The following is a 22,766-nucleotide window of genomic DNA, read 5'->3' as shown; positions in this document are numbered from 1 at the left end:
ATGGATCAACGCGTCATCGATCTTTGGGATCGGCTCATGTCCTATGGCGAAGGAGATGCGGTCCCGCGCCCCGCATTCCGTAATGAGGTATAGGTGCTGCATGAAGCGATCACCGATGAGCAGAGTCGGCTTGGCCTCATGCGGATATTCAATTTTATATGCGATCTGGTGGCAGCGCATCTCGAAGATGCAGGTGGTAATCTTGAAGCCTTCGCTCCACCGGCAGGACCAGATATGGATTTCCTGCGCGCCGAAAGCCTTGTCGACGGCGTGCTGGACTGGAGCCGGCTGCGTTATGTGACCGAGCGCGAGGTACTGGCGAGCCGCGTGACAGCAGATGATCCGCTACGTCGTTACGCATTGGGCGACGATTTCGCCTTTGATGAATTTCGTGGAACGCCACCCCCGACGAGGCCGCTCCGCCATTGAGACAACGATTCTTGGCACCTCGATATTGGGGGACGTGTCAAGATACCGAATAGCGACTGGTGGGTTATTGCAGCGTCTCCCGCTGCTGGGCCAGAATTCTGCAATAGCCGACCTCCGTCATCCACTTCGCGCGGCGCAGATGATCTTTCCAGCAATGCAGAGTCCGCTCCGGCTCGGCGATCGGATCACGGTGTAGCACGACCGGGCAACCTCTTGCCAATCCGCGCCCGCGACGTCGGCGCCCAATAGCCGGAAATATGTGATGGTATGCTGATCGTCATAGGGCGTGATGTTGTCCGACCAAGGCACTTCGTCGGCAACACTTGGATCAAGTTCGATCATCGGTCTCTTCACCTTGCCTGTCCTTTGAGTCGGATCGCCCACTAGTTTGTCGTCTTTGGCGTTCCGTTGGCGTGATTCAACTCGAGGAGAAGCCAGTCTCGAAACTTGCCCATATATTCTCCCGTATCCGCGACAATCTGCGCCACCAGATCCTCACTGAGATCATCCTTTGTCAGATCGAGATCACGAAGAGCGCTCGCCACCATATGGCGCTGAAAGACATATATGGCGTTGCGGATGTATCCGCGCACAATTGTTTCGATCGCTTTGTCATCACCTTTTGCGGCATGGATAAGCTTTTCTATCGCCAAAACCGTAGGATTTGGCTCATCAATCGTCTGCCGCATTTCCGGCGTCAGCTTCCTTTCCAGTTCGGCCATAGATTACTCCGGATCGCTTGCTCATGGCATGTCGGAATATTCGCACGGACATACCAGGCGGACAAGGCCTAGCTGCGGCGAACTCCCGTCGGACTTCCTTCCGCAGTAGGACCATCCATTCTTCAATCGAGATCACACGAGGTGCGGACTGTGCGGAAGGTTCGCTTCGCTGTCTGTCACAGACCTCCTGATCTCACGTCGCGTCACCATTCCGGAAGGGGAGGGGGCTTGGGTTGGAGGATAGCCTTCAGCTGGAGTTTTTCTCATGGCCCTTTCGCGGACCAGCGCCGATCCCCGCTTGCATGCGGCCGCCGCCAGCATCGTCAAATCCCTGGGCGGCGAATGGAAGCCATCGGGTGCAATGTGCCGTTGCCCCGCCCATGACGATCATCGCCCGAGCCTTTCTGTCCGGGTCGGTGAACGCGGTATCCTGTTCAAATGCTTTGCGGGGTGCTCCACCATCGAAGTCATTCGCGCGCTTCGCGGTGACCAGCACCGCATCCCTTCGAACGAAGGCGGTCGCACCATGCCCGATGGGCAAGAGCGCCAACTCTCGGGACGGATACGCTCTCTCTGGAGGGAAGCCGGTCCGATTGGCGATACACCGGCCGAAGTTTATCTCGCATCTCGCAGACTGGCTGGTTCGTATCCCTCGCTCCGCTATCACGATCGGGTTCCCTACGGGCGCGGGGAAAACGTCTGCTTCCGCCCCGCGCTGCTTGCCGCTGTGGAGTGCGATACCGGCGTCATAGCTCTGGAGCGGCTCTTCCTCGATCCTCGCACTGGTCTGCCGATCGCCGACCTCGATCCCCCGAAACGGCTGCTGGGCCGACCCCTCGGCGGCGCGGTTCGCTTTGGTACCGCAACTTCCGTGCTCGGCCTCGCTGAGGGGTGGGAGACCGCATGGTCCGCGCATCTTCGGCTGGGCATTCCGGTTTGGGCCGCGTTGGGGTCCGATCGCTTGCCTCTGGTCACAATACCCGAGCGGGTCGAGCATCTTATTCTCCTCCCTGACGATGATCCTCCGGGTCGCCGTTGCGCGCGACGCGCCCGGCAGGCGCACACGCGGCCGGGTCTTGTGATCGAGACCAGGTTTCCCGGCGGCGGCTTCAACGACTGGAACGACCTGCATCGCGCAGAAGGGAGAGAGGGAAGGAGGTGGTTGGAGCAGGTGGCCTGACGGTCGGCTGCGATCCGCACATTCAGGCACGCGCGGCGGGACGCCGAGGCGGCTCTGATCAGCCCGCCAAATTCCACAAGGAGACGAGCCTTGACCTCGCCACAACAGAGCTATCCCGCCACACTGTCGCTATCCAGAATCGTGAAGGGCGACAATCCCCGCCGCTACTTCGACCGGAAAAAGCACGAGGAAATGGTCGCCTCGATCCGGCTGCGCGGCATTATTCAGCCCATATTGCTCCGCCCGAGAGCCGACGTCTTCGCCATCGTCTGCGGAGAGCGCCGTTACCGGGCGGGGCTAGAGGTCTACGGCGCCGACGGCGAAGTGCCAGTCATCATCCGCGAGATGACGGACCAGGAAGCCCTCGAAGCCGCGATCGCCGAGAACGACGATCGTGACGATCCTTCCGAGACCGAGCAGGCGGATGCCGCTGTCCGCTACCTTGCCGCGTGCCAGGGCGACCGGGCCGAGGCCATACGGCGGCTCGGATGGTCGCGCGATAAGTTCGATCGCCGCCTTGCGCTCGCCAATCTCTCCGAGGTGGTCAAAACCGCGCTCGACGAACGCCGGATCAAGCTCGGCCATGCTGAACTGCTCGCTGCGGTTCCCGGCGACAAGCAGGACAAGGCCCTCGATACGATCCTGAAAGCCGCTCTCGATGTGAACAAGACGCGCGAACTGCTTATGCGCGTCACGCAGCATCTCGGCGGCGCGCGCTTCGACAAAAGTGAATGCACGAGCTGCCCGTTCAACTCGGCCACGCAGCGCGCGCTTTTCGAAACTCATGTCGACGACGGCTATTGCACCAACGCGGCGTGCTTCGAACTCAAGACCGAAGCCGCCGAGGTGATCCGTTTCGAACAGGAAGAACGCGCCGCGAAGGCCGCACGGGCCGCGGCTCCACCCCCCGTCGAGACGGACGACGGTGACGATCATAGTGATGGGATCGAGGACACCACGTCATCGCCCGACACTCAGCCGCGTTCCGACGCTACCACCTTGAACTTGGATGGCGCCGGTACGCGCGCCGCGACGCCCGCCGCCCCGGTCAAGCCCGCAACCAGCGCCAGTGCGGCGGACAAGCCAGCTGTCACCGCCAGGTCGATCGCAGCCCGCACCACCGAGCTTCGCGAGGCGATGTGGCGAACCGCGCTTGCCCGGGCGCTCGCCGGCAATGCCGAGCAGGCTCGCACGACCATCCTTGTCGCGGCGATGTCGGGCACGCTCTCGCAGATCAAGTCCAATACGCTGACGTCGCGCGCCGGCCTGCTGGTCGGCCCCGAGTTTCCGGAGCTCGACTACAGCGCCCAGATCACCGCGATCCGCGCGCTGCCCGACGCCCGCGCGGCGAATGTGCTGTCCGTCATCGGCGCCGCCTACGCCAAGGATGTGGTCAGTTTCGGCCATGTCGCCGATCTCGCCAGGATGTTCGAGGTCGACCTTCGGCCAAGCTGGCAGGTCGATCAGTCGTTTCTCGAGCGATACACGAAGGGCGAGCTCAAATTCATCGCCCAGGAATGCGGCCTTGTCGCACATGTAGGCGAGAAGCGGTTCGCGAAGATGCTCGCCTCAAAGAAGCCCGAGCTGATTACCGGCATGCTCAATCGGATCGGCTTCGATTGGGCCGGGCGCCTGCCGAGCGCCATTACCCTCGACGGCACTTATGGTGCGCCCCCGGACCGCGGTGCCCACCAGGCCGAAGCGCCGATCGCGGAACTCGCTGCCTGACCGGCTTCCCCACACTCCCAGACAAAGGATACCGACATGCTTGTTACAAGCCTGCTCCCGCTGCTCGTCCGCTATTCGCTCGGTCTCGACATGGTCGCCGGACCCGACGAGACCGTCACCCTGACGATCATTCCGCGTAAGGCGGGCCCAAAGTCTGCCGCGCTCGACGGCAGCGAGACCCGGCCAATCTCGATCACGGCCAGCGCCGAGGAGATCGATGCCGAATTGGCGCGCGGCGCGAACGGCGCGCTCGGCCAGCTCATCGCCACGCGCAGGACGCTCGCGGACCAGATTGCCGAGCAGCGGCAGGCGGACGAAGACGCCAGGGCCGCCGCGGCGGAAGCTGCGAAGGCAAAGGCCGCCAAGGCTGCGGCGACCAAGCCGCCCGCTCCGACCAGCCCTCCGAAGATCGAGACGCCGACCAGTCCCCCGGCTGACGCCAAGGCAGATGAACCCGCCACCCTGTTCTGAGCCGATCCGCTCGACCCGTTCCCTCATCACCAACCCGGAGATCTCATATGCAGGTTAATCAACTCACGCGCGCCTATCGCTACGACGGTATCGACCTTCCGGTGCCGCCGCATCTCGCGGGTGACCCGGATGCCCTGCGCGCCTATCACGCCACCCTCTACCCGGCGATAACAAACGCCGAGATGATCGACGTCGGCGTTTCGGGCACGGCGCACGTGACCGAATATCGCCGCGCGGTCGGCACCAAGGGCTGACCCATGCCGCACGCTAAACGCGCGGCTATCCCGGCCGCACCCCGCAAAAGCCTCATCGAATGGATCGAGAACGATGGCAACTCGGCTGATATCTCCCAACCTGCCTGCAGCAGTCAGGCCAAGGCGCTCCATGCGCGGATCCTCTCCGACCCCTATGACGGGAACCGCGAAACCCCGGAACCGCTTGCATGCCCGGCCGGCTTGCCCCTCCCGCCGCTCGGCTGACCTCGCGGGGCGCGCCGTCGCGATCTCGGCGGATGTCCCCGCGATATTCGATGCGCCGCTGCCGCCGCATCACAAGCTGATCGGCCGCTGGGTCGCCGCGCGGGAAGCGTCGTCGGGATTATACACGCGCGCCGCGGCCCGTCAGCATATCGAAGGCATTTTCAACGCCGCCGTGCTCGAGATCCTCGATCCCATCGAAATCGCCGACTTCAGGGTCGCCGTCATTCTCAAGGAGGGGGACGGCACGCCGGCGATTGCCGTGATCTGCCAGAACTTGGGCCAGATCGAACTGGGATGGATCGAAACCGGCGATGCGCCCATTCCCTGGCGCGCCGCCGCATACAGGGCGCTCGAGCAGTGCCTCGGCCGCGTCCTTCCGATCTTCAGCTACGAGGATCTCTTCAACGAGATATCTATCTACTATTGGGATGGCGAGACCGACGACGAACGCGCGCGGCAAAGCCTGATAGCCTATCACGGCGCGGACGCGGACGAGCTCGACGAACTTACGCTGCCGTCCGAAATGAACGCGCGTCGGCCCGAATGGATGATCAAGGAAAACGCGGCGCCTTCAGCGCGGCTCCCATCAGGCCTGCGGCAGAAACTCAAGAGATTTCACGCCGCGCACAAAGCTGTCGGCTCTCTCCGGCCCGAACGCAACGCATGGGACTTCGATCTCGAGGTCGCCTACGACTATATCCCCGGCATCGAGGAATGCTCGTCCCTTCCGCCGCTCACGCTCGTTCCCTTCGATCACTTCGCGCGCGAACTCGATGATGTCGCCCGCAACGGCATGGAGATGGGCTTCATGGAGGTCGCCGGGCTGTGCCCGCTGCGGGATGCACACCACATCGACGACTGGTTCGCGTCCGTACGGCTCGGCGCGGAATTCCTGCTCGCAGCACAAGAGCTGATCCAGGTCGATCCAGCCAAACTCTGAGGTGTCCAATGTCCGAACATTCTACCCAGTTCGAAGCCGCTGGCGGCGGCCTGGTCCTGAGGGGCGCGATCCTGCTCTACCGCAGCGAAGGGCCGCGCAATTTCAGCTCCTATGGTGCCCACCGCGGGGATGCGGGGGCGTTCGCCAGCATGCACGCGGTCGAGCATGACGACGAGGGCCGGCCGACGATAGCCGCGGGCGTTCCGCTCTCTCGCGCGCATCTGCGGCAATGGACCGAAGCCCTCGGGCGGACAGTCCGACCCGAACTCCTGCCCGAAAACATACTGGTCGCTCACCCCGACATGCTTGTCTGGTGGGTTCCCGAACAGGTGCGCCCCGCCTATTTCAACCTGTCGACGCGTTTGGCGGGGCTTCAGGTCCTGACGGAACGAACGGTCGTGCCGGTGCCCTATCCCGCACATCTGTTCATCGCCACCGGGTCGCGCCTCGGTGTCTACGCGCTGCCCGTGAACGAGCGTCCGACCGCCGACACGCGCGTGCTGCACTCACCGATCCTCAACGTCTTCGTCAATGGATCGCTTTGCTGGGGCAATATCCCGACACCGCGCGCGCTCGCCATTTCGTCCATCCCGGAGTTCGAGCGGGCGGTGTTCGACAGTTGGTCGACGCACCCAAATCCGGGACAGGAGTTCACCATCAGCGGCAAGGGCGGCCTCGTCCGGCTCTGGGACGGTCTTGCCGCCCGCCGTGCGAAGCGCTTTCCGATCAAGCGCCTCAAGCCGTTTGGCGCCGGCGCCCGGCAGGGACGGCGCTCATCGACCGAACCAGTAACCGTTGGCAGAATCATCGGAGGCGCGAAATGACCGCCTTGCTCGCCGACGATCCCACGGCTGCCGCGCTCCTTGCCGATGTGCCCTGCTATCCGGTCCCGCTGCATGGCGGATCGCCGGCGCTCGACGCACTACGCGCCGCTCGGGTCGGGCGCGGCCTCGCTGTCGGGACGGATGGCGTCCTCCTGATCCTGCGCCGTCCATGGCTCGCGCTCGACATTCCGGTCACACGGCCGATTGCGGCGCACCTGCCTTATGGTAGCGTCGGCGGCCCAAAGGCAGACCTGCGCTGCGGGTTCATCCCCGCGGGATTCCTCACATCAGTCCTCGAGTCGCTGCGCGCGGCCCTACCGAATGAAAGCGCGGCTTTTATTCTCTGGAACGAGGCCTCGCGCGAGTTCGCCCTGGACTTTCCCGTCATCGACGAGGCCACGCCCTCGCGCCTTGTCTATCGCACGCCGGTCCTGCCGCCCGATTGGCACATGATCTGCGACATCCATAGCCATGGCACCGGGCCGGCCTTCTTCAGCGCCACCGACGATGCCGACGACGCGCACGCGACGAAGATATCGCTCGTGTTCGGCCGGTTGGACCAGCTCGACGGTCCCACAAGAGCGTCGCGCCTCTGCGCCGGCGGCATGTTCCTGCCGCTGCCGCGCAGCCCATTTGCAGGAGACCATCATGCCGCCTGACACCAGCGCCCGCCACTATCTTCCAGCCGCATTCGGCGACCGCACGCTCAAGGTTCTGCTCATAGGCTGCGGCGGCAACGGCGCGCAGATGCTTATGGGACTCGCCTCGCTCGACATGGCGCTGCGCGAGATCTCCTCGCGATCGCTGCACGTCACCGTGGTCGACGACGATATCGTCACCGAGGCCAATCTCGGCCGGCAGCCCTTCTTTCGCTGCGATCTCGGCAATTCAAAGGCGCGGACGCTCATCGAGCGCATCAACCTTGCGCATGGCCTCGCCTGGAAGGCGGTTCACGGACGCGCGCCCGGCAAGGTCGGCGTCGACGGCGCCGATATCCTCATCACCTGTGTCGACACGGCCTCGGCCCGCCGTGCGATCGGAGCGGCGCTTGCTGATGAACGGAACGGTCCCGCCTATTGGATGGACCTCGGCAATCGCTCGAGTGACGGACAGTTTCTGGTTGGCTGCCCCGCACGGGCCGGCGCCAAGGTTCGCGCACGGCTTCCGACCGTACTCGAATATTTCCCCGAACTCGCCGACGACAGCGTGCCTGACGACAACGCCCCGTCCTGTTCTGTTGCCGAGGCGCTTGAACGCCAGTCGCTGTTCGTCAACCGCGTCATGGCGAGCCACGCCCTCGCGCTGCTGTTCGACCTGCTCGGCCGGGGCTCGATCGGCCATGCGGGCGGTTTCATCAATCTTGCCAGCGGGCAGGCGGTCCCGATTCCGCTGCCGCGCAACGACTGAAGCCGTATTCGCTCGGACGGCATGTCTTCGACGGCCTGCCGACGGCTCACCATCCGGAAACCGGCCGCCTTTGGGCAACAGCGCATCGGTGCCGCCGCTTTTTACCCCCGAGATGGCGCACTCACGGGTCGCGTTGACACCGCTGAGCGAGACTAAAGGAGAACAAATATGCCTCAATTTGAAGTCCAGGTGATCGCGCGGCTGTGGGTCAATCAACGTATCGTGATCAACGCACCAAATGCGGAAATTGCGGCGCAACAGGCAATCGAGACGGCCCGGGAAAGCCCCGCTGCTTGGGAGGTTCCCGGCGCGAAAGATTTCACCGAGATACTGATCGACCCGGAAGAACTGACTGATTTCGACACGGACGAAATCACGGTTGAAGGATAGCGGCTAGCTCCGCCCAAGTAGTCCCACCCGTCCCTGTTTCTCTCTTTTGGAAGGATAGTGTGCATGACGCCTATTACTGACGATAACTGGACACTCCACTATACGATTGGCCGCGTTCTCGCCGCCAAGGTCAAACCCGGCGATGTGGTTCACATGCCGGGCGGGGGCGGCGACCTGATCGTGCTCGGCGGAAGAGCGCCGCTGCGCGCCAACGACCGCGGCAGCATCATCGTCCGCTATGCCCTCGCCGGGGATAGTGACAGGTTCGAGACGCGTCCCGGCGCGGTTGGGATGGTCTGGATCAGCGCCGCCGGTGGCTGGTCGGAGCTACCGGCATGAAACCGCACCATGTCCATGTCTACACGACGATCCGGGTCAAGGTCGCGGTGACCGCGGAAGATCATGCGGACGCCATGCGGCAAGCGGCAGCGATCGTCGGGACAGGGATTTTCCCTGTTCGTCTCCTTCCCAACGCTGCGGCGGTGCTCGACGCGCAGCCAGCCGAAGAGATCACCAGCTTTCTGGTGGACGAAGCGGACGATCCGGAGTTCGAGAACAGCTGCTTCTACGATGCGGAATACCGCAGTCGCGAGGACTGCCCAACATGACCGAATGAAGGGGAGGAGGAAGGGAAAGGCGCTCCGTTTGGTGGAGCGGTCTGGAGCATCCCCCATGAAAATCGAACTACGGCGCATCTCCTACAATGCCGCGCTCTCGCAGGAAACCGCCGCTTTTGCAGCCGAGGTCTGGATCGACGGCGAGCTTGCCTTCCACGCACGCAACCAGGGAACGGGCGGGGCGGACTTCTATCGTCAGGTCGGCCGATGGACCGAAGCTGAAGTCAATGCCTGGCTGACGGCCAATAGACTCCCGCGCAGCCTTGGCGACGACCTCGCTTGCGATCATGATCTTGAGATCGAGGTGAGCGACCTTCTGATGCGCGCCGTCGAAGGCAAACGCCTCAAACGCCTTCTCCGCACCAATCTGATCGCGATCGAACGCGATCAGATCCTGCAATATCCGCTCCGCAAGCGGCCACTGGCGATCGTCACCCGCGCCGTGCGCGCCACCAATCCCGATGCCGTCATTGTCAACGACGCCGGCGACGATGTGTTCGCGCGCGCCCTGGACGTGCTGCTCGCCAGCCGCTGACAGCCCGGATCGGAACGCCGATGACCAACGACTTCGATCCCGCCGATGCGGGATGCTGGATGGCGCAAGGCCGTCCGGCCCACCACGCGCATGCGCTCGCCGACGCTTGGCGCCGCTTTCCCGACCTGCCGAACGACGCGCCCCTGGACGAGCGCATGGCGCGTGCCCGCGAGCGTGTTCAGGCGCTTCGCCCGCTCAACGAAGCGATCGGACTGGAGACCGAACGCCAGCGCCAATTCGCGAACTTCGCCTGCATCGAACGCCAGATTGCCGAGGGCAGCACCGACAGCCGCAATGCCTTCATCCTCCATGCCCGCGACGTTCGTGGTTATGATTGGGACGCCTCTTACGCCTATGCTGACGGTCGCTATGCTGCGGAGGCTGGATGGGAATCGCGTCCACCGTCACCATGCCGCGCGGGGGAACAGGACGTCCGCCGACCCGCCTACCACCAGGGCTTTCTGGATGGCGGCGGTCAGCCCGACGACATCTTCGATGCCGCGCGGCGGTCCTTGGCGGTCACCCCATCCGAGATCGCGCACCCTGAAAACCCGCGCGCCGCCCGGCCGCTTCCCAGCCAATGGCCAGGCCCGACCGATACCCCGGCGCCCGTGTCATGGCATCGCCGCCTGCTGCTGCTCGGCGCTTCGGAGCGCGAGACAGGCGCGATCGGCATCCTCGCGATGCTGAGCGAACGGCCCGGACATGAGGCTGCGGCCCAATATGTCATCAGCGCCGAAACCGGGCTGCATCCGCTATCCGGCTTGTCGGCCCCGCCACCCGGCGATGGCGCCGCGCTCCGCCAGATCCTGCGCCAGGGCGACTATACGGACATCCTGATCGTCGCCGACGATGCGGAACTCGACCGGCTCGATGCCGATGCCGATATCCTGCCGCTCGCGCGAACGATGGAGCGGACCCGCAATTCGGTGCTCCAGCAGCGCGCGCAGTTTCGCCTCTGGCTCGCCCGGGGCCGCGCGCCCGGCGACCAGTTCGCCGCCGGCCATATCCGGTGGTCCAAAATGGCGGCCGGGCTGTCGGGACGCCTCGGGGATTTCACCGCGCGCTATGCCGGTCCGGCGCGACCTCGCGGCCACCGCATCGTGATCGAGGATGCGAGCGGCGATCTCGCCCATGGCTATCGCACGCCGTTCGGCGAGAAACTCCATCCCGAGATCGTGATCGGCAACAAGGCGCATGCCCGAACCGCGATGGCCGACCTGCTGCGGCAATATGCGGCTTCGCTTCGCCTGGGCTGATCCCGCATTTCCGGCCCGGCGGGACATAAACGCAGATGCCGCCTTTCGAGCAGACGCGTCATGGATGGGAAGGGGGAGGAGGATTGGCGGTATTTTCGACGAAGGACTTCCGCCAATGAACTCTGCCCTTGCCAACGAGCTTGACGCCCGAGCCGCCGAAGGCCGGCATCCGGTCACTCTCAGCCAAATCAAGCAGCAGTTGCGCGATCTGGGATACGCGCTCGATCGCACCCTCGACTGCCGCTCAATCGCCCGCATCATGACGGGGCCCCGCGCCGGACAAACCTACCCCAGTCTCTCGACGGGGATCAAGGAAGCGGACACCGGACGTAGCGCTTTCCACGTCGATGCCCGCCGCGACACCAAATTCCGGATGCTTCAAAAGCTTCGGTTTGAGGTCGGCCTCTATACCGTCCTCAAAGGGGCGATCCTGGACCTCTGATCGAAACCGCCCGGCCTCCCATCGATCACGCAGCGCCAGGGGCAGTCAGCCAAATCATTGCCAACCGCGCACGTAACAAGCCCGCTTGAGCCGCCGCTCGGCGTGAGGCCGCAGCCCCCCTGACATCCGACCGGGCCGCCACGCCGCGCCCGCAAGACCACCGAAAAGGAAGCATTCCATGCGAAACAGTGCATCCGCGCTGGCTCTCCAGCTGTGCCTCGACTTCGACCAGCCGGTCGCGCCCGCCAAGCCAGCCGCCCCCGTCGATCCGGAGCCGACGCTCTTTTCGGCAACCATCGTCGACACCGCCCGGCCGCCAGTCGAGGCAGCTATTGATTTCTCCCTATCGGCGGGGCGGACCCTGGCGTCCTCATGGAAGGAACGCGCACGCGACAATGTCGAGGCGATCCGGCTGCTGAACCTGCTCGACCGCGAAGGACGGTCCGCATCACCGGCCGAGCAGCAGGCGATTTCCAGGTTCATCGGCTTCGGCGCGTCGGAACTTGCCAACAACATGTTCGCCCGCCGCGGGAAAGAATATCGCGAGGGCTGGGAGGAACTAGGGCAGGCCCTGGTCGCCGAGACGACCGATGTCGAACTCCAGTCTCTCAAACGCGCGACGCAATATGCGCATTACACCCCCGAATACATCATCCGCGCCATGTGGGACGCTGCCCGGACCCTCGGCTTTACCGGTGGGCAGGTTCTGGAACCGGGGTGCGGCAGCGGCCTCTTCATGGGGCTCCGGCCGGATGCATTGTCGCAGGACACGCTGTTCGTGGGCATCGAGAACGATCCCGTCACCGCTCGCGTCGCAAAAGCGCTCTATCCCAATCAGGTCATCCGCTGCGTCGATTTCGACAAGGCGCCCCTGCCCGCCGACTTCGACCTCGCGATCGGCAATCCGCCCTTCTCGAACCTCACCATCCAGAACCGGACCGAACTCGGTAAGCTCGGCCTGTCGCTTCACGACTATTTCATCGCCAAATCGCTCGAGCATCTACGGCCCGGCGGCATCGCCCTGTTTGTGACATCGCGCTATTCGCTCGACAAGAGCGATCCCAAAGCCCGCCACCATATCGACGGCATTGCCGATTTCCTCGGCGCGGTGCGCCTTCCGGGCAAGGCCATGCGGCAAGAGGCGGGCACGGACGTCGTCGTCGATATCCTGCTTTTCCAGAAACACACCCCCGATGCCCTTCCACGCACGCAGAACTGGATCGAGCTGGCCGAGATCCCCGACAGCGACGAAGGTTTCGGGCCGCTGCGGATCAACCGCTATTTCCTCGACCATCCCGATCATGTGCTGGGGCGTCACGAATGGCGCAGCGGCCAGTTCGGCATGGACTATAATTGCGCGGCCGACCCCGACGCAGACCTCCCGGTCGTCCTCGCGGCCACCTTGTCCGCGATCGCATCGAAGCACGCGGGCGCCTGCAAGCCGCTCGAGCGCACCACATCCCTGCGCGACATGCCAAGCGCCACCCTGGATGTGCAAGTCGGCACCGCCGCGGACGAAGCCGAGTTCAAGGAAGGCAGCTATCTGGTTTCCGGCGGTGTCCTCCACCAGATCATAAATGGCACCCCGACCGTGGTCGGCGTCAAATCCGGCCGCGGCGGCGCTGGTCTGTTTCCCAAGCACGCGGCTATCATCAAGGCCCTCATCCCGATCCGCGATACGGTCCGCGCGATCCTGCGCGCGCAGTTGGGCGACCGGCCCTATGATGCCCTTCAGCAGGCGCTGTTCACCCACTACCGGCAGTTCGCGAAAAAATACGGTCCGATCAACCGCCCCATCACCAGCATCCGCACCGATCCGGAGACAGGGGCCGAGAAGGAGTATCAGCGCCGCCCTAACCTTCAGCCCTTCCTCGATGACCCCGACGTCTGGCTGGTCGCTTCGATCGAGACCTATGACGAGGCGAGCGACACGGGCACGCCCGGTCCGATCTTCACCGAATGCGTCGTCAAGCCGCCGGTAACCCATGAAATCCATTCGGCGCAGGATGCCCTGGCGCTATCGCTCCATGACCGCGGCCGCGTCGATTTGCCCCTGATCGCTCAGATGCTCGGCGTTACCGAAACCGAGGCGCTCACCGATCTTGCGGGGGACATCTATCTCGACCCCGTCCGCAGCACACCGCATTTCGATCACTGGGTCACGGCCGACGAGGTCCTTTCCGGGCCGGTTCGCACCAAGCTCGCCCTCGCGCGCGAGAAAGCCGGGACCGATCCGCGATTTTCTGCTGTCGCCACCGCGCTCGAAGCGGTCCAGCCGGTCGATCTGAAGCCCAGCGAGATCACCGCGCGTCTCGGCGCGCCCTGGATTCCGGTCGATGTCATCGAGGCGTTCATCCTCGAAATCATGGAGGTCGAGACCCGGATCCTCCATACGGTGGAGCTGGCGAGCTGGACGGTCGACAAGGCCCCGTTCGCCGGGCACGTCAGTTCCTCCTCGACCTGGGGCACAGCCCGCCGGAGCGCGGCGGACCTGCTCGAAGACGCGCTGAACTCCCACATTCCCAAGATCTACGACGTCCACCGCGACGCCGACGGTTCGGAACGCCGCGAGCTCAACGTCGTCGACACCGAAGCGGCCAAAGAGAAGCTGGCGAAGATCAAGTCGACCTTCGAGACCTGGGTCTGGCAGGAGAGCGAACGCGCCGATCGGTTGGTCCGCATCTACAACGATGCCTACAACAATCTCGTGCCCCGGAGCTTCAGCGGCCAGCACCTGAAGCTGCCGGGCGCGTCGACGACGATCCGCATGCGCGATCACCAGAAGCGCGTCGTCTGGCGGATCATCGCGTCGGGCTCGACCTATGTGGCCCATAGCGTCGGCGCGGGCAAAACCTTCAGCCTCTGCGCCGCAGTGATGGAGCAGCGGCGTCTCGGCCTCGCCAACAAACCGATGATCACGGTGCCCAACCATTGCCTCGCGCAGATCGCGCGCGAGTTCCTGATGCTCTATCCCACCGCGCGCATCCTGGTCGCCGACGACACGAACTTCGTGAAGGAGAAGCGGCAGCGGTTCCTGGCGCGCGCGACCACGGGCAATTGGGATGCGATCATCATCACGCATGATGCGTTCAAGTTCGTGCCCACGCCGTCATCTTTCGAGAAGCAGCTGATCGAGCACCAGCTCGACAGCTACGAGGTGCTGATCACCGGCATCGACAGCCAGGACCGCGTGTCGCGCAAACGCGTCGAACGCCTGAAAGAAGGACTGAAGCAAAGGCTGGAGAATCTCCAGTCCCGCAAGGATGACCTCGTCCATATTGGCGAGATCGGCATCGACCAGATCGTCGTCGACGAGGCCCAGCAGTTCCGCAAGCTGACCTTCGCCACCAATCTCGGCGACCTGAAGGGCGTCGACCCGGTCGGCTCGCAGCGTGCCTGGGACCTGTTCGTGAAGAGCCGTTATCTCGCCGGGACCAATCCCGGACGCGAACTGATCCTGTCATCGGGCACGCCCATCACCAACACGCTGGGCGAGATGTATACGCTGCAGCGCTTCATGCAACCCGACGAGCTTCACGCCAAGGGCCTGCACGAATTCGACGCCTGGGCGTCTGCCTTCGGAGACACCCGCACCGAACTCGAACTCCAGCCGAGCGGCAGCTACAAGCCCGTCACCCGCTTCTGCGAGTTCGTCAACGTCGCCGACCTGATGGCGATGTACCGCTCCGTCGCCGACGTCGTCTTGAAGGATGATCTGCGCCAGTACGTCAAGCTCCCCACCATCAGGGGCGGCAAACGGCAGATCGTCGTCGCGAAATCCGGCGCGCCGTTCAAAGCCTATCAGCGGGTGCTCGCCAAACGCATCCAGGCCATCGAGACCCGCGGCGGCCGGCCGCAAAAGGGCGACGACATCCTGCTGTCGGTGATTACCGATGGCCGCCACTCGGCGATCGACCTGCGGTTCGTCGACGCGGATGTCGGCAACGAGGAGGGCAACAAGCTCAATCTCCTGATCGAGAATGCTTATCGTATCTGGGAAGAGACGGCCGACTATCGCTACATCGATCCGGAAACCGGCAAGCCGTATCCGCTCTCAGGCGCGGTGCAGATGATCTTCTCCGATCTCGGCACCGAGGCCGCGCTCGAAACGCGCGGCTTCTCCGCCTATGTCTGGATCCGCGATCGGCTTGTCGCGATGGGCGTGCCGGCCGAGCAGATCGCCTTCATGCAGCATTACAAGAAGAACAGCGCCAAACAGCGCCTGTTCAACGATCTCAACCAGGGGCGCAAGCGGTTCGTTCTGGGATCGACCGCGACCATGGGCACCGGCGTCAACGCGCAGCAGCGCCTGAAAGCCCTGCATCATCTCGACGTTCCCTGGCTGCCATCCGATATCGAGCAGCGGGAAGGGCGCATCGAGCGCCAGGGCAACCAGAATGACGAGATCGAGCTTTACGGCTACGCCACCAGCGGCTCGATGGACGCGACCAACTGGCAGATGCTCGAGCGCAAGGCCCGCTTCATCAACATGGCCATGTCGGGCGACCGCTCGATCCGCCGGATCGAGGACGTCAGCTCCAACGTCAATCAGTTCGCGCTGGCCAAGGCTCTCGCGTCGGGCGACGACCGCCTGATGAAGAAGGCCGGGCTCGATGCCGAGGTCGCACGGCTCCTGCGCCTGCGGGATGCCCATGTCGACGACCAGTATAATATCCGCAGGACCATCACGCGAACGACGCGCGAGATCGAGGACTGCCACAAGCAGATCGCCAGGCTCGAGGCCGATCTTGCACATCGTGTTCCCACGAAGGTGGATGAGATCCTCTTCGATTGCGACGGCACGATGATGACCGATCGCAAGGCTGCCGGCGAACGTCTCCTCGGATATGCGCACCGGATGCGGAAAGGTCGCGCCGAGGCGCGCTGGACGCTCGGCACCTTCAACGGCATCGGCCTGGAACTCTCGGGCTACGAGGCCCTCGACCCCGATGGACGGCGCTACCTCTGCACCGTGATCGCGATGCAGCATCACGGCGAGCACGCCGACTTCGAGGTGACCGAGAAGACGCGGCCGAGCACGGTGATCGGCCGGATCGAGTCCTCCATCCGCGATCTCGACACGGATCTCGCCGTCGTCAGGGCCAGTCTCGAAGCCAACGAACGGCGTCTTCCCGCCTTCGAGGCTCGCTTGGGGCAAGCATTTCCCGACGCCGCCCTGCTCGACGAAAAACTCAACGAACTCGCCGAGCTCGAGGCCGAGCTGGCGAGCACCAAGGGCGAGTTCAACGCGGACAATGACGGTGACGCGCCGCTGCCCCCGCTTTTGGACGGCGCAGGCACGCCGGTGCCACAAGAAGCCGCCGTTGCTGCCTGATGCTCACATCGGTCTGGCTATCAATGGCAATTTGTGCCATTATGACCTCAGGAGATATGTCAATGGCGTCCATGAATGTTTCATTGCCCGATCCGATGCGCGATTATGTCCAGAAGCGCATCGACAAGGGGCACTATGCAAGTGTCAGTGACTATGTGCGCGATCTAATCCGTCGTGACCAGGCGGACACGGAGAATGAACAGCGCTGGCTGAGCTCGCTTGATGCTTCAGTCGAGGAAGCGGTAGAGGAACTGGAGAGCGGCGGCGGCCGTGAGCTCGGGGCCTTCTGTCGGGAGCTCACCTCCGAAATCGAAGCTCAAGGCCACCAGACCCCGCTTCAATGATTGTCATACTGGCGTCGGCCGCCCAGCGCGATCTACGCGCGATCGGCCGCTACATCGCGCAGGATAATCCCTTGCGCGCAGTCTCCTTCATCGCAGAGCTCGAGAGCGCCGCACAGGGCCTTGCCGAGATGCCACAGGGCTTTCCGCTGGTTCCGCGTTACGAACGATACGGTATCAGACGCAGGTCCTATCGCGGCTATGCTTTACTCTATCGTGTCGCAGGCGATCGGATAGGTGTCGTCCGAATCCTTGGACCAGGACAGGACATCGACCGGGCCTTGAACCTACTTTGAGATGAGCGGCGCGCACGAAGCGCCCGTGCTGTCTGCTGTCAATGCTGCGGTTTGTCGGCATGAAACATTATGCAGCCACCCCCAACGGACGGCGCCGAGCGCGGTATCATCAATAGGCTCCAGTCGTCCTGGCGACTGCGGAGCATATTGACACACAGGTTCACGCGCCTGGTCTTCGGCGCATGGGAAGGGGAGAGGGGAGAGAGCAGGCGAGGCCTGTTCAAATGGACCGCAGACCATCACGACCGCGGTTGCTCCAGGGCAGGCGCTCCTAGCACCGGAGTCCTTCCCATGACCATCCCAAGATCCGCGCCATGGACGGCGCAGGAAATCGTTACGCTGCGTGCCTGTTATCCTGCCGAAGGACACAGCGTCGCGCAGCGGCTTCCGGGCCGAAGCGTCCATGCCTTGCAGGTCAAGGCTCACAAGCTCGGCCTGAAGACAGCCCATAGAAATCCCGCGCCGAGGCCGCGCCTTGGCGGTGAGAACCTCGACGAAGCCATCCGGCTGCGTGAGGTCGAGAACTGGTCGTTCAGCGCGATCGGCACACATTTCGGTATCTGCGAAGCCAGCGCCTGCAACGCGGTGACGATCGCCCTTTGTGTCCGGCGCGGATACCGTCCGGCAGAGCGCGATCAGCATGGGCGCCTGACGGCTGAGGGTATCGAGCGACTGCGCTATGCGTTGAAGAAGGGTTACAAGGGCATCGACATTCAGTTGCGTCTTGGCGTCTCGGCCGCCTGCGTTTCCGAGCAGCGCCGGCGATATAATCGTGAACTGCTCGCACGCGGCAAGGCCGCGCTGCCCCCGCCGGGCGGCGGCGAGGCTTACAGCGGCGTCAAACTGTCGCCGGCAAAGCGCAGGCAGGTCGAGGAGCTGTTCCTGCAGGGGCTCGGCACACAGAAGATCGCCGAGCGCACCGGCGTGTCGAAGACGAGCTGCACCAGGATCAGGGGCCGCCTTATCCGAAGTCTGCGCCGCAAAGGGGAGTCGCTTCCTGGATGCGATAGCTGCGGGGTCCGTCATGTGCATGCTGAAAGCGCGCGTTTCGTAACCGATGAACAGAAAGACCTTCTGCGCGCGATGCTCCTCGATCGGGTGCCCGTCCAGCGAGCCGCGCGCGAACTCGCGATTGGCGCCTCGACAGCCTATCGGCTTCGTGACGCCTTCGCCGCCGAACTGGCGGGCGAAGGCCGGGCCCTGCCGCCTCCAAGGCGTCCTGGCCGGGTTCGCCACGCGCCCATGCGCAATTCCTGCTGGCCTCCGGCTTCGCCTCAGGAGATCTACGCGTTCCGGCGCCTCCTCGGCTGTATGGGGTTCGCTGAGGCGAAAGCACATTGGCAGGACACGCGGCGAGAGGAGGCAAGGATAGCACGAGAAGCGGCCGCGACGCACAAGCTTACTTTCGAGGAGCAGCTTGCCAAGGTCGCGTCCGGCGAACTGCGCATCACACGCGGCTTCGTTCGCAACCATCTCGAGCCGCGGCTTCCCGCACAAGCCGTCGACGCGTGATCGCGCGCGGCACCGGCGCGCTGGGGCGGCCGGAATCTCCTGGCATGATCGATCCCGGGCAACCGCCGGTCGCCCAGCCTCTGGCGGCGACGGCCTGACCGAAGAGGAGAGGGAGGGTTTGAGGCGGGCGTGCTGATGCGCCCGGACGGCAGGAACTGGCCTCATGCCCTATGACATCCCCTCTCGCTTCCAGCAGCCGCCCGCCGGCTTGTCCCAGGCGGACCGATCACCGGTGTACTCTTCGAACGTTGCCCCTCGGTTGGCCGCGGGCACCCCCATCGAGATCATCGTCGGCCTTCCCGGCCTGTCGGAGGGGCCCTTGCTCGCCCGCGCGCGCGCGTTGCAGCTTCCCGTCCTCATCTCCGCGAACAGCCTGTCACGCTGGCGGCAATGTGACGGCGGGCGTGAATGGGCCGGTTGGCGGTTGAGGCAGCTTGCCAACGCCCATGGCCTCGCTTCGATCATGCTCGATTCCGCCGGATTCGTCCTCGCATCAAGATATCGAGGCCTCCCATGGACCGTCGAGGATTATGTCGAAGGGCTGGCGGCCGCCTACCCCTGGCGGCTCTGGGCAAGCCTCGATCATTGCGTCGAACCCGAGATCGCGCGCGACCGTGAAGAAGTGCTCGATCGGATCGCGCGCACTGTTCGCCTCAACATCGAATGCCATGCCCGCGCACTCGACGCCGGTATCGTCTCGAATTTCATGCCAGTTTTGCAAGGCCGCCGACCAGGCGATTATGTGCGCTGTCTCGATGGCATCGCCCATATCCTGCGTCCGGGACAAACGGTTGCGATCGGATCGACCTGTCGGCGCGCCGTGCACGGGGAGGATGGCCTTCTCGCCGTGTTCGAAACACTCGACCGCCATCTCGATTCCACGCACCCGCTCCACGGTTTCGGGATCAAAGGCCCGGCTCTTAGTCATTTGCGCGCTTTCGAACATCGCAAGATCACGGTCGACAGCAGCGCATTCTCCTATGCGGCGCGTATGTCCGCGCTGTTCGACGGACACGCCAAGACCAACCACTTCGTCGCCGACCACATGGAACGCTGGACCGAACGGCAATATGCCCGGCTCGCGCGTCCTCGGAACGGGTTTCAATCGTCATTGCCGCTGCCGTTGCCTGCGGAACCCCTTCCGACAGGCTGGGAAGCCGCCGTTGCCGCCGCGCGAGAGGAGATTCGGGCGCTCGTGATGGACGGCGAAATTTCCCACGATCAAATTACCGACGCCTGGATCGCCGAGTGGGCGGCCGATTTGCTGGGGACCGCTTGACCGACCGCTCCGCACCAAAGTGAAGCGTCAGACAGAATGCTGGTTGAATTGGTCGCGATAATCCGCTAAATGTAACTCATTAAACTAGGAGTGCCCCCATGTCCCGTCCCGCCAGCACCGCAACCGTCGATGTCGATAGCATCCTGCGCGACCGGATAATGGCGAGCGCCGACCGCATCATCAAGATGATGCCGCCCGCCGCCAAGGCGGCCGCGATCGGCAGCGTCGATGTTGCGGCGCTCGTCTTCAATATCGCGCGCGGAATCCCATCGGTCGAAACCGATGATCCCGACAAAGCGGAGGACATCACACGGGCAATCGCCTTCAAGCGCCGGCTGATCGACGAAGCGGGCGGCGCGTTCGACGCCGAGGCGGTGCGCAAGCTTCTCGGCCACAAGACCGTGCAAGCCGTCTACAAGGCCGCCCGCGATCGCCGCCTGCTGATGGTCGAAGACAATGGCGCCAAGCTGTTTCCGGCATTCCAGTTCGACGGCGACACCATCCGTCCTGCAATGTCGCGCATTCTTGCCGCCGCGCCCGGCGCCGGCGGATGGGCCGTGCTGCAATATCTGGTGAGCGGCGATGGAGGTCTGGGCGACGCGCGGCCGATCGACCTGATCAAGGGCAATGAGGCGGACGTCGATCGCGTCATACGCTTCGCCGGTACGCTCGACGACTGACGATGGTCGCTCGCGCTACTATGCCGGTGGCGACCATCGCCGCCGGGCAAACGCTCCACCGCGTGCACGGCGCATCCGTTCCCGCGCGCTGGTATGGGCGCAAGGACGCGACATGGCGCTGGGACGACCCTCAAGGGCGCTACGGCGTCCTCTATCTCGGCAAGAGCTTGACCGGTCCATTTACCGAGAGCCTGCTGCGGACACCAGGCGACCGGGACGTCCTATGGGACCGCGTCCAGCAGAAGCGCGCCGCCGCCTTCGTCACCACGCGAACGCTCCGCCTCGCAAAGCTGCATGGCCCTGGCCTCGCCTGGTTCCAAACGACGGCCGCGGGCGTTTCGGCGGACTTCGATCCCGCAATCCATCGGGATGCCTATGCCACGACGCAGACGATCTCCGCGTTCGTCTACGCTGACACCGCGCTTGACGGCATCCAGTACCGTTCACGCTTCGATACCGATCAGCTTTGTGTCGCATTGTTCGAACGCGCCGATTCCGCGATTGACCTGGTCAGCGAAAACCTGCCGATCGGCAAGGACTGGACCCGGAAGATACTGAAGCCGAGAGGCTACGAATTGATTGAGCTATAGAGTCCCGTTTCAACTTCGAAGGCGCCTCCCAGGCGCTGACCTATCCGAGGCGTCGTCACCACCGGGGCGCGAAGAGCGGCGCCCTGCGGCTTCATGCTATGCTGACTGCTCTGCCTCGGTCGGCTTCTTGCGCGGTCGCCGGGTTGTCGGCGTTTTCTTCGCCTTAGGGGCCGGAGCGGTTTCCACCGTCCTTGGCTTACGACCAAGCCCGATTTTCTTGGCGAGCGACCGGCGCTGTTCGGCGTAATTGGGAGCAACCATCGGGTAATCGGAAGGCAAATTCCACTTGGTCCGATAGTCGGCAGGGCTCATCTGATAGTGTGTCATCAGATGCCGCTTGAGCATCTTCAACTTCTTGCCGTCTTCGAGACATACGATGTAATCGGGCTTGACCGAAGCACGGATCGAAACCGCCGGTTCAGGTTTGATGTCCGGCAGCACTGCCGGCTCCCGAAGACTGTTCAGCGCACCGTGAATATTCTGGATCAACACGGGTAAGTCACCAACGGCGACGCTGTTGTTCGAGACATGCGCGGCCACGATATCGGCGGTAAGCGTTATGAGTATTTCTGCCGTATCGACCTTCTCTGTCATGTCGTTCTTCCTTGTCGTGAGGAATAATGCGGCTGCGAAGACGGACACCCGATAGCAAGTCGTTGCGGGCACGGCCAGAGCTTCCATGCGCCCCACTTGCCGGGCCAGTGACCCGGCTTGCCGCCGGACGGGCTACGCATCCGAAAATGGCCGACCGCCGTCGCCGCGACGGGCCGGAGGAGAGAAGGGGGTGGTTGATGGTGATCCAATAGGGAGGCTATAGCCATGACCGCCGTTCACATGATCGCGCCCGACCGTCGTCGGCACGCAGAGCCGATTTTCGTATCCGGCTCGCTTTCCATCCGGCAACTTCCCCAGGCAGTGAAGGCTCGCCTCGGCAAGATTGTCGACGACGGCGTCCCGGTGCTGGTCGGCGATGCCCGCGGCGTCGATACGGCCGTGCAGCTCTATCTTTCGGATTGGAACGTCGACGCGGTGACCGTGTTCTGCACCGGATCCACGCCCCGGAACAATATCGGAGGCTGGCCGGTCACGCGCGTAAAGTCCGATGCGCGTCCGGGCACACGCGAGTGGCATAGCGCGAAAGACCGCGAAATGTCGCTCCTCGCAGGCGCCGGTCTCGTGATCTGGGATGGCACAAGCAAGGGCAGCGGCTTCAATTGAGAACGGCGGAGCAATATTCGACCACGGTAGCGGCGGGATAGCCCTGCTGCGGGCGGCGTAAAAGTCGTCCACCTTGAAGCCTTTCTGCCAAG

General features: G+C 63.9%; 26 protein-coding genes. 23 read left to right on the top strand and 3 right to left on the bottom strand.

Features of this window, described 5'->3' with window-relative positions; genetic code table 11:
* Positions 1 to 93 precede the first annotated feature (93 nt).
* Positions 94 to 429, top strand: a complete 336-nt coding sequence (locus CHB74_RS11990) for a hypothetical protein (RefSeq protein ID WP_237449622.1) — start codon at positions 94 to 96, stop codon at positions 427 to 429.
* A 117-nt stretch (positions 430 to 546) separates the two neighbouring features.
* Here CHB74_RS11990 and CHB74_RS11985 read toward each other — a convergent pair whose 3' ends face one another.
* Together CHB74_RS11985 and CHB74_RS11980 are read right to left on the bottom strand one after the other, a co-directional pair.
* Positions 547 to 771 (bottom strand): hypothetical protein, encoded by a 225-nt coding sequence (locus CHB74_RS11985; RefSeq protein WP_237449623.1) that lies wholly within the window; start codon positions 769 to 771, stop codon positions 547 to 549.
* Positions 772 to 812: 41 nt separating this feature from the next.
* Positions 813 to 1,151, bottom strand: a complete 339-nt coding sequence (locus CHB74_RS11980; RefSeq protein WP_048575834.1) for a hypothetical protein — start codon at positions 1,149 to 1,151, stop codon at positions 813 to 815.
* Positions 1,152 to 1,416: 265 nt separating this feature from the next.
* Between CHB74_RS11980 and CHB74_RS11975 the strand changes: the two genes are divergently transcribed.
* From CHB74_RS11975 to CHB74_RS11870, 21 genes are all read left to right on the top strand, one after another.
* Positions 1,417 to 2,331, top strand: a complete 915-nt coding sequence (locus CHB74_RS11975; RefSeq protein ID WP_082166042.1) for a DUF7146 domain-containing protein — start codon at positions 1,417 to 1,419, stop codon at positions 2,329 to 2,331.
* A gap of 90 nt (positions 2,332 to 2,421) precedes the next feature.
* Complete coding sequence (locus CHB74_RS11970; RefSeq protein WP_048575832.1) at positions 2,422 to 4,059, top strand: PRTRC system ParB family protein; 1,638 nt, start codon at positions 2,422 to 2,424, stop codon at positions 4,057 to 4,059.
* Positions 4,060 to 4,095: 36 nt separating this feature from the next.
* Positions 4,096 to 4,530 carry a PRTRC system protein E gene (locus tag CHB74_RS11965; RefSeq protein WP_048575831.1) on the top strand — a complete coding sequence of 145 codons (435 nt, stop codon included), beginning with the start codon at positions 4,096 to 4,098 and terminating at the stop codon, positions 4,528 to 4,530.
* 47 nt (positions 4,531 to 4,577) lie between these two features.
* Positions 4,578 to 4,784: a PRTRC system protein C gene (locus tag CHB74_RS11960; protein ID WP_048575830.1), complete on the top strand. Its 207-nt coding sequence runs from the start codon at positions 4,578 to 4,580 to the stop codon at positions 4,782 to 4,784.
* A gap of 154 nt (positions 4,785 to 4,938) precedes the next feature.
* A complete protein-coding gene (locus tag CHB74_RS11950; RefSeq protein ID WP_231923290.1) occupies positions 4,939 to 5,949 on the top strand; it encodes a hypothetical protein in 1,011 nt (336 codons plus the stop codon).
* An 8-nt stretch (positions 5,950 to 5,957) separates the two neighbouring features.
* Positions 5,958 to 6,773, top strand: coding sequence for a PRTRC system protein B (locus CHB74_RS11945; RefSeq protein ID WP_048575828.1), 816 nt, complete (start codon positions 5,958 to 5,960; stop codon positions 6,771 to 6,773).
* Positions 6,770 to 7,432 (top strand): PRTRC system protein A, encoded by a 663-nt coding sequence (locus CHB74_RS11940; protein ID WP_048575827.1) that lies wholly within the window; start codon positions 6,770 to 6,772, stop codon positions 7,430 to 7,432. The genes CHB74_RS11945 and CHB74_RS11940 overlap by 4 nt, the downstream gene beginning before the upstream one ends.
* The gene (locus CHB74_RS11935) at positions 7,422 to 8,180 is read left to right on the top strand and encodes a PRTRC system ThiF family protein (protein WP_048575826.1); all 759 of its coding nucleotides are present in this window, start codon (positions 7,422 to 7,424) and stop codon (positions 8,178 to 8,180) included. The genes CHB74_RS11940 and CHB74_RS11935 overlap by 11 nt, the downstream gene beginning before the upstream one ends.
* A 168-nt stretch (positions 8,181 to 8,348) precedes the next feature.
* The gene (locus CHB74_RS11930) at positions 8,349 to 8,570 is read left to right on the top strand and encodes a hypothetical protein (RefSeq protein WP_048575825.1); all 222 of its coding nucleotides are present in this window, start codon (positions 8,349 to 8,351) and stop codon (positions 8,568 to 8,570) included.
* A 63-nt stretch (positions 8,571 to 8,633) separates the two neighbouring features.
* Positions 8,634 to 8,909 carry a hypothetical protein gene (locus CHB74_RS11925; protein ID WP_048575824.1) on the top strand — a complete coding sequence of 92 codons (276 nt, stop codon included), beginning with the start codon at positions 8,634 to 8,636 and terminating at the stop codon, positions 8,907 to 8,909.
* Positions 8,906 to 9,178 (top strand): hypothetical protein, encoded by a 273-nt coding sequence (locus CHB74_RS11920; RefSeq protein WP_048575823.1) that lies wholly within the window; start codon positions 8,906 to 8,908, stop codon positions 9,176 to 9,178. The genes CHB74_RS11925 and CHB74_RS11920 overlap by 4 nt, the downstream gene beginning before the upstream one ends.
* A 64-nt stretch (positions 9,179 to 9,242) precedes the next feature.
* Positions 9,243 to 9,722, top strand: a complete 480-nt coding sequence (locus tag CHB74_RS11915) for a hypothetical protein (protein ID WP_048575822.1) — start codon at positions 9,243 to 9,245, stop codon at positions 9,720 to 9,722.
* A gap of 20 nt (positions 9,723 to 9,742) precedes the next feature.
* Positions 9,743 to 10,981 (top strand): hypothetical protein, encoded by a 1,239-nt coding sequence (locus tag CHB74_RS11910; protein ID WP_048575821.1) that lies wholly within the window; start codon positions 9,743 to 9,745, stop codon positions 10,979 to 10,981.
* 115 nt (positions 10,982 to 11,096) lie between these two features.
* Entirely contained in the window at positions 11,097 to 11,423 is a 327-nt protein-coding gene (locus CHB74_RS11905) for a hypothetical protein (RefSeq protein WP_048575820.1), read from the top strand.
* A 178-nt stretch (positions 11,424 to 11,601) separates the two neighbouring features.
* The gene (locus CHB74_RS11900) at positions 11,602 to 16,758 is read left to right on the top strand and encodes a helicase-related protein (RefSeq protein WP_048575819.1); all 5,157 of its coding nucleotides are present in this window, start codon (positions 11,602 to 11,604) and stop codon (positions 16,756 to 16,758) included.
* Complete coding sequence (locus tag CHB74_RS11895; protein WP_342746592.1) at positions 16,758 to 17,102, top strand: type II toxin-antitoxin system ParD family antitoxin; 345 nt, start codon at positions 16,758 to 16,760, stop codon at positions 17,100 to 17,102. The genes CHB74_RS11900 and CHB74_RS11895 overlap by 1 nt, the downstream gene beginning before the upstream one ends.
* Entirely contained in the window at positions 17,099 to 17,395 is a 297-nt protein-coding gene (locus CHB74_RS22780) for a type II toxin-antitoxin system RelE/ParE family toxin (protein WP_048575817.1), read from the top strand. The genes CHB74_RS11895 and CHB74_RS22780 overlap by 4 nt, the downstream gene beginning before the upstream one ends.
* A 291-nt stretch (positions 17,396 to 17,686) precedes the next feature.
* Positions 17,687 to 18,907, top strand: a complete 1,221-nt coding sequence (locus tag CHB74_RS11885) for a helix-turn-helix domain-containing protein (RefSeq protein WP_048575816.1) — start codon at positions 17,687 to 17,689, stop codon at positions 18,905 to 18,907.
* A 163-nt stretch (positions 18,908 to 19,070) separates the two neighbouring features.
* A complete protein-coding gene (locus CHB74_RS11880; protein WP_239659667.1) occupies positions 19,071 to 20,186 on the top strand; it encodes a deazapurine DNA modification protein DpdA family protein in 1,116 nt (371 codons plus the stop codon).
* 98 nt (positions 20,187 to 20,284) lie between these two features.
* Complete coding sequence (locus tag CHB74_RS11875) at positions 20,285 to 20,866, top strand: hypothetical protein (RefSeq protein WP_048575815.1); 582 nt, start codon at positions 20,285 to 20,287, stop codon at positions 20,864 to 20,866.
* Positions 20,867 to 20,886: 20 nt separating this feature from the next.
* Positions 20,887 to 21,456, top strand: coding sequence for an RES family NAD+ phosphorylase (locus tag CHB74_RS11870; RefSeq protein ID WP_048575814.1), 570 nt, complete (start codon positions 20,887 to 20,889; stop codon positions 21,454 to 21,456).
* Between the two features lie 96 nt (positions 21,457 to 21,552).
* Here the strand turns inward: CHB74_RS11870 and CHB74_RS11865 are convergent, their stop codons facing one another.
* Complete coding sequence (locus CHB74_RS11865; RefSeq protein WP_048575813.1) at positions 21,553 to 22,050, bottom strand: Ros/MucR family transcriptional regulator; 498 nt, start codon at positions 22,048 to 22,050, stop codon at positions 21,553 to 21,555.
* A gap of 225 nt (positions 22,051 to 22,275) precedes the next feature.
* Between CHB74_RS11865 and CHB74_RS11860 the strand changes: the two genes are divergently transcribed.
* Positions 22,276 to 22,674 carry a hypothetical protein gene (locus CHB74_RS11860; protein ID WP_089219867.1) on the top strand — a complete coding sequence of 133 codons (399 nt, stop codon included), beginning with the start codon at positions 22,276 to 22,278 and terminating at the stop codon, positions 22,672 to 22,674.
* Positions 22,675 to 22,766: the final 92 nt, after the last annotated feature.

Origin of the sequence: Edaphosphingomonas laterariae (assembly GCF_900188165.1) — a bacterium.
GTDB lineage: Bacteria > Pseudomonadota > Alphaproteobacteria > Sphingomonadales > Sphingomonadaceae > Sphingomonas_E > Sphingomonas_E laterariae.
This window is presented reverse-complemented; position numbering and strand designations above follow the sequence as displayed.

Coding starts and splice junctions, on each gene's coding strand:
- CHB74_RS11930 (WP_048575825.1), top strand. CDS start 8,349: ATGCCTCAATTTGAAGTCCAGGTGATCGCGCGGCTGTGGGTCAATCAA.
- CHB74_RS11920 (WP_048575823.1), top strand. CDS start 8,906: ATGAAACCGCACCATGTCCATGTCTACACGACGATCCGGGTCAAGGTC.
- CHB74_RS11860 (WP_089219867.1), top strand. CDS start 22,276: ATGACCGCCGTTCACATGATCGCGCCCGACCGTCGTCGGCACGCAGAG.
- CHB74_RS11910 (WP_048575821.1), top strand. CDS start 9,743: ATGACCAACGACTTCGATCCCGCCGATGCGGGATGCTGGATGGCGCAA.
- CHB74_RS11960 (WP_048575830.1), top strand. CDS start 4,578: ATGCAGGTTAATCAACTCACGCGCGCCTATCGCTACGACGGTATCGAC.
- CHB74_RS11865 (WP_048575813.1), bottom strand. CDS start 22,050: ATGACAGAGAAGGTCGATACGGCAGAAATACTCATAACGCTTACCGCC.
- CHB74_RS11895 (WP_342746592.1), top strand. CDS start 16,758: ATGCTCACATCGGTCTGGCTATCAATGGCAATTTGTGCCATTATGACC.
- CHB74_RS11875 (WP_048575815.1), top strand. CDS start 20,285: ATGTCCCGTCCCGCCAGCACCGCAACCGTCGATGTCGATAGCATCCTG.
- CHB74_RS11870 (WP_048575814.1), top strand. CDS start 20,887: ATGCCGGTGGCGACCATCGCCGCCGGGCAAACGCTCCACCGCGTGCAC.
- CHB74_RS11965 (WP_048575831.1), top strand. CDS start 4,096: ATGCTTGTTACAAGCCTGCTCCCGCTGCTCGTCCGCTATTCGCTCGGT.
- CHB74_RS11940 (WP_048575827.1), top strand. CDS start 6,770: ATGACCGCCTTGCTCGCCGACGATCCCACGGCTGCCGCGCTCCTTGCC.
- CHB74_RS11945 (WP_048575828.1), top strand. CDS start 5,958: ATGTCCGAACATTCTACCCAGTTCGAAGCCGCTGGCGGCGGCCTGGTC.
- CHB74_RS11985 (WP_237449623.1), bottom strand. CDS start 771: ATGATCGAACTTGATCCAAGTGTTGCCGACGAAGTGCCTTGGTCGGAC.
- CHB74_RS11935 (WP_048575826.1), top strand. CDS start 7,422: ATGCCGCCTGACACCAGCGCCCGCCACTATCTTCCAGCCGCATTCGGC.
- CHB74_RS11880 (WP_239659667.1), top strand. CDS start 19,071: ATGCCCTATGACATCCCCTCTCGCTTCCAGCAGCCGCCCGCCGGCTTG.
- CHB74_RS11950 (WP_231923290.1), top strand. CDS start 4,939: ATGACGGGAACCGCGAAACCCCGGAACCGCTTGCATGCCCGGCCGGCT.
- CHB74_RS11980 (WP_048575834.1), bottom strand. CDS start 1,151: ATGGCCGAACTGGAAAGGAAGCTGACGCCGGAAATGCGGCAGACGATT.
- CHB74_RS11925 (WP_048575824.1), top strand. CDS start 8,634: ATGACGCCTATTACTGACGATAACTGGACACTCCACTATACGATTGGC.
- CHB74_RS11905 (WP_048575820.1), top strand. CDS start 11,097: ATGAACTCTGCCCTTGCCAACGAGCTTGACGCCCGAGCCGCCGAAGGC.
- CHB74_RS11885 (WP_048575816.1), top strand. CDS start 17,687: ATGACCATCCCAAGATCCGCGCCATGGACGGCGCAGGAAATCGTTACG.
- CHB74_RS11915 (WP_048575822.1), top strand. CDS start 9,243: ATGAAAATCGAACTACGGCGCATCTCCTACAATGCCGCGCTCTCGCAG.
- CHB74_RS11900 (WP_048575819.1), top strand. CDS start 11,602: ATGCGAAACAGTGCATCCGCGCTGGCTCTCCAGCTGTGCCTCGACTTC.
- CHB74_RS11975 (WP_082166042.1), top strand. CDS start 1,417: ATGGCCCTTTCGCGGACCAGCGCCGATCCCCGCTTGCATGCGGCCGCC.
- CHB74_RS22780 (WP_048575817.1), top strand. CDS start 17,099: ATGATTGTCATACTGGCGTCGGCCGCCCAGCGCGATCTACGCGCGATC.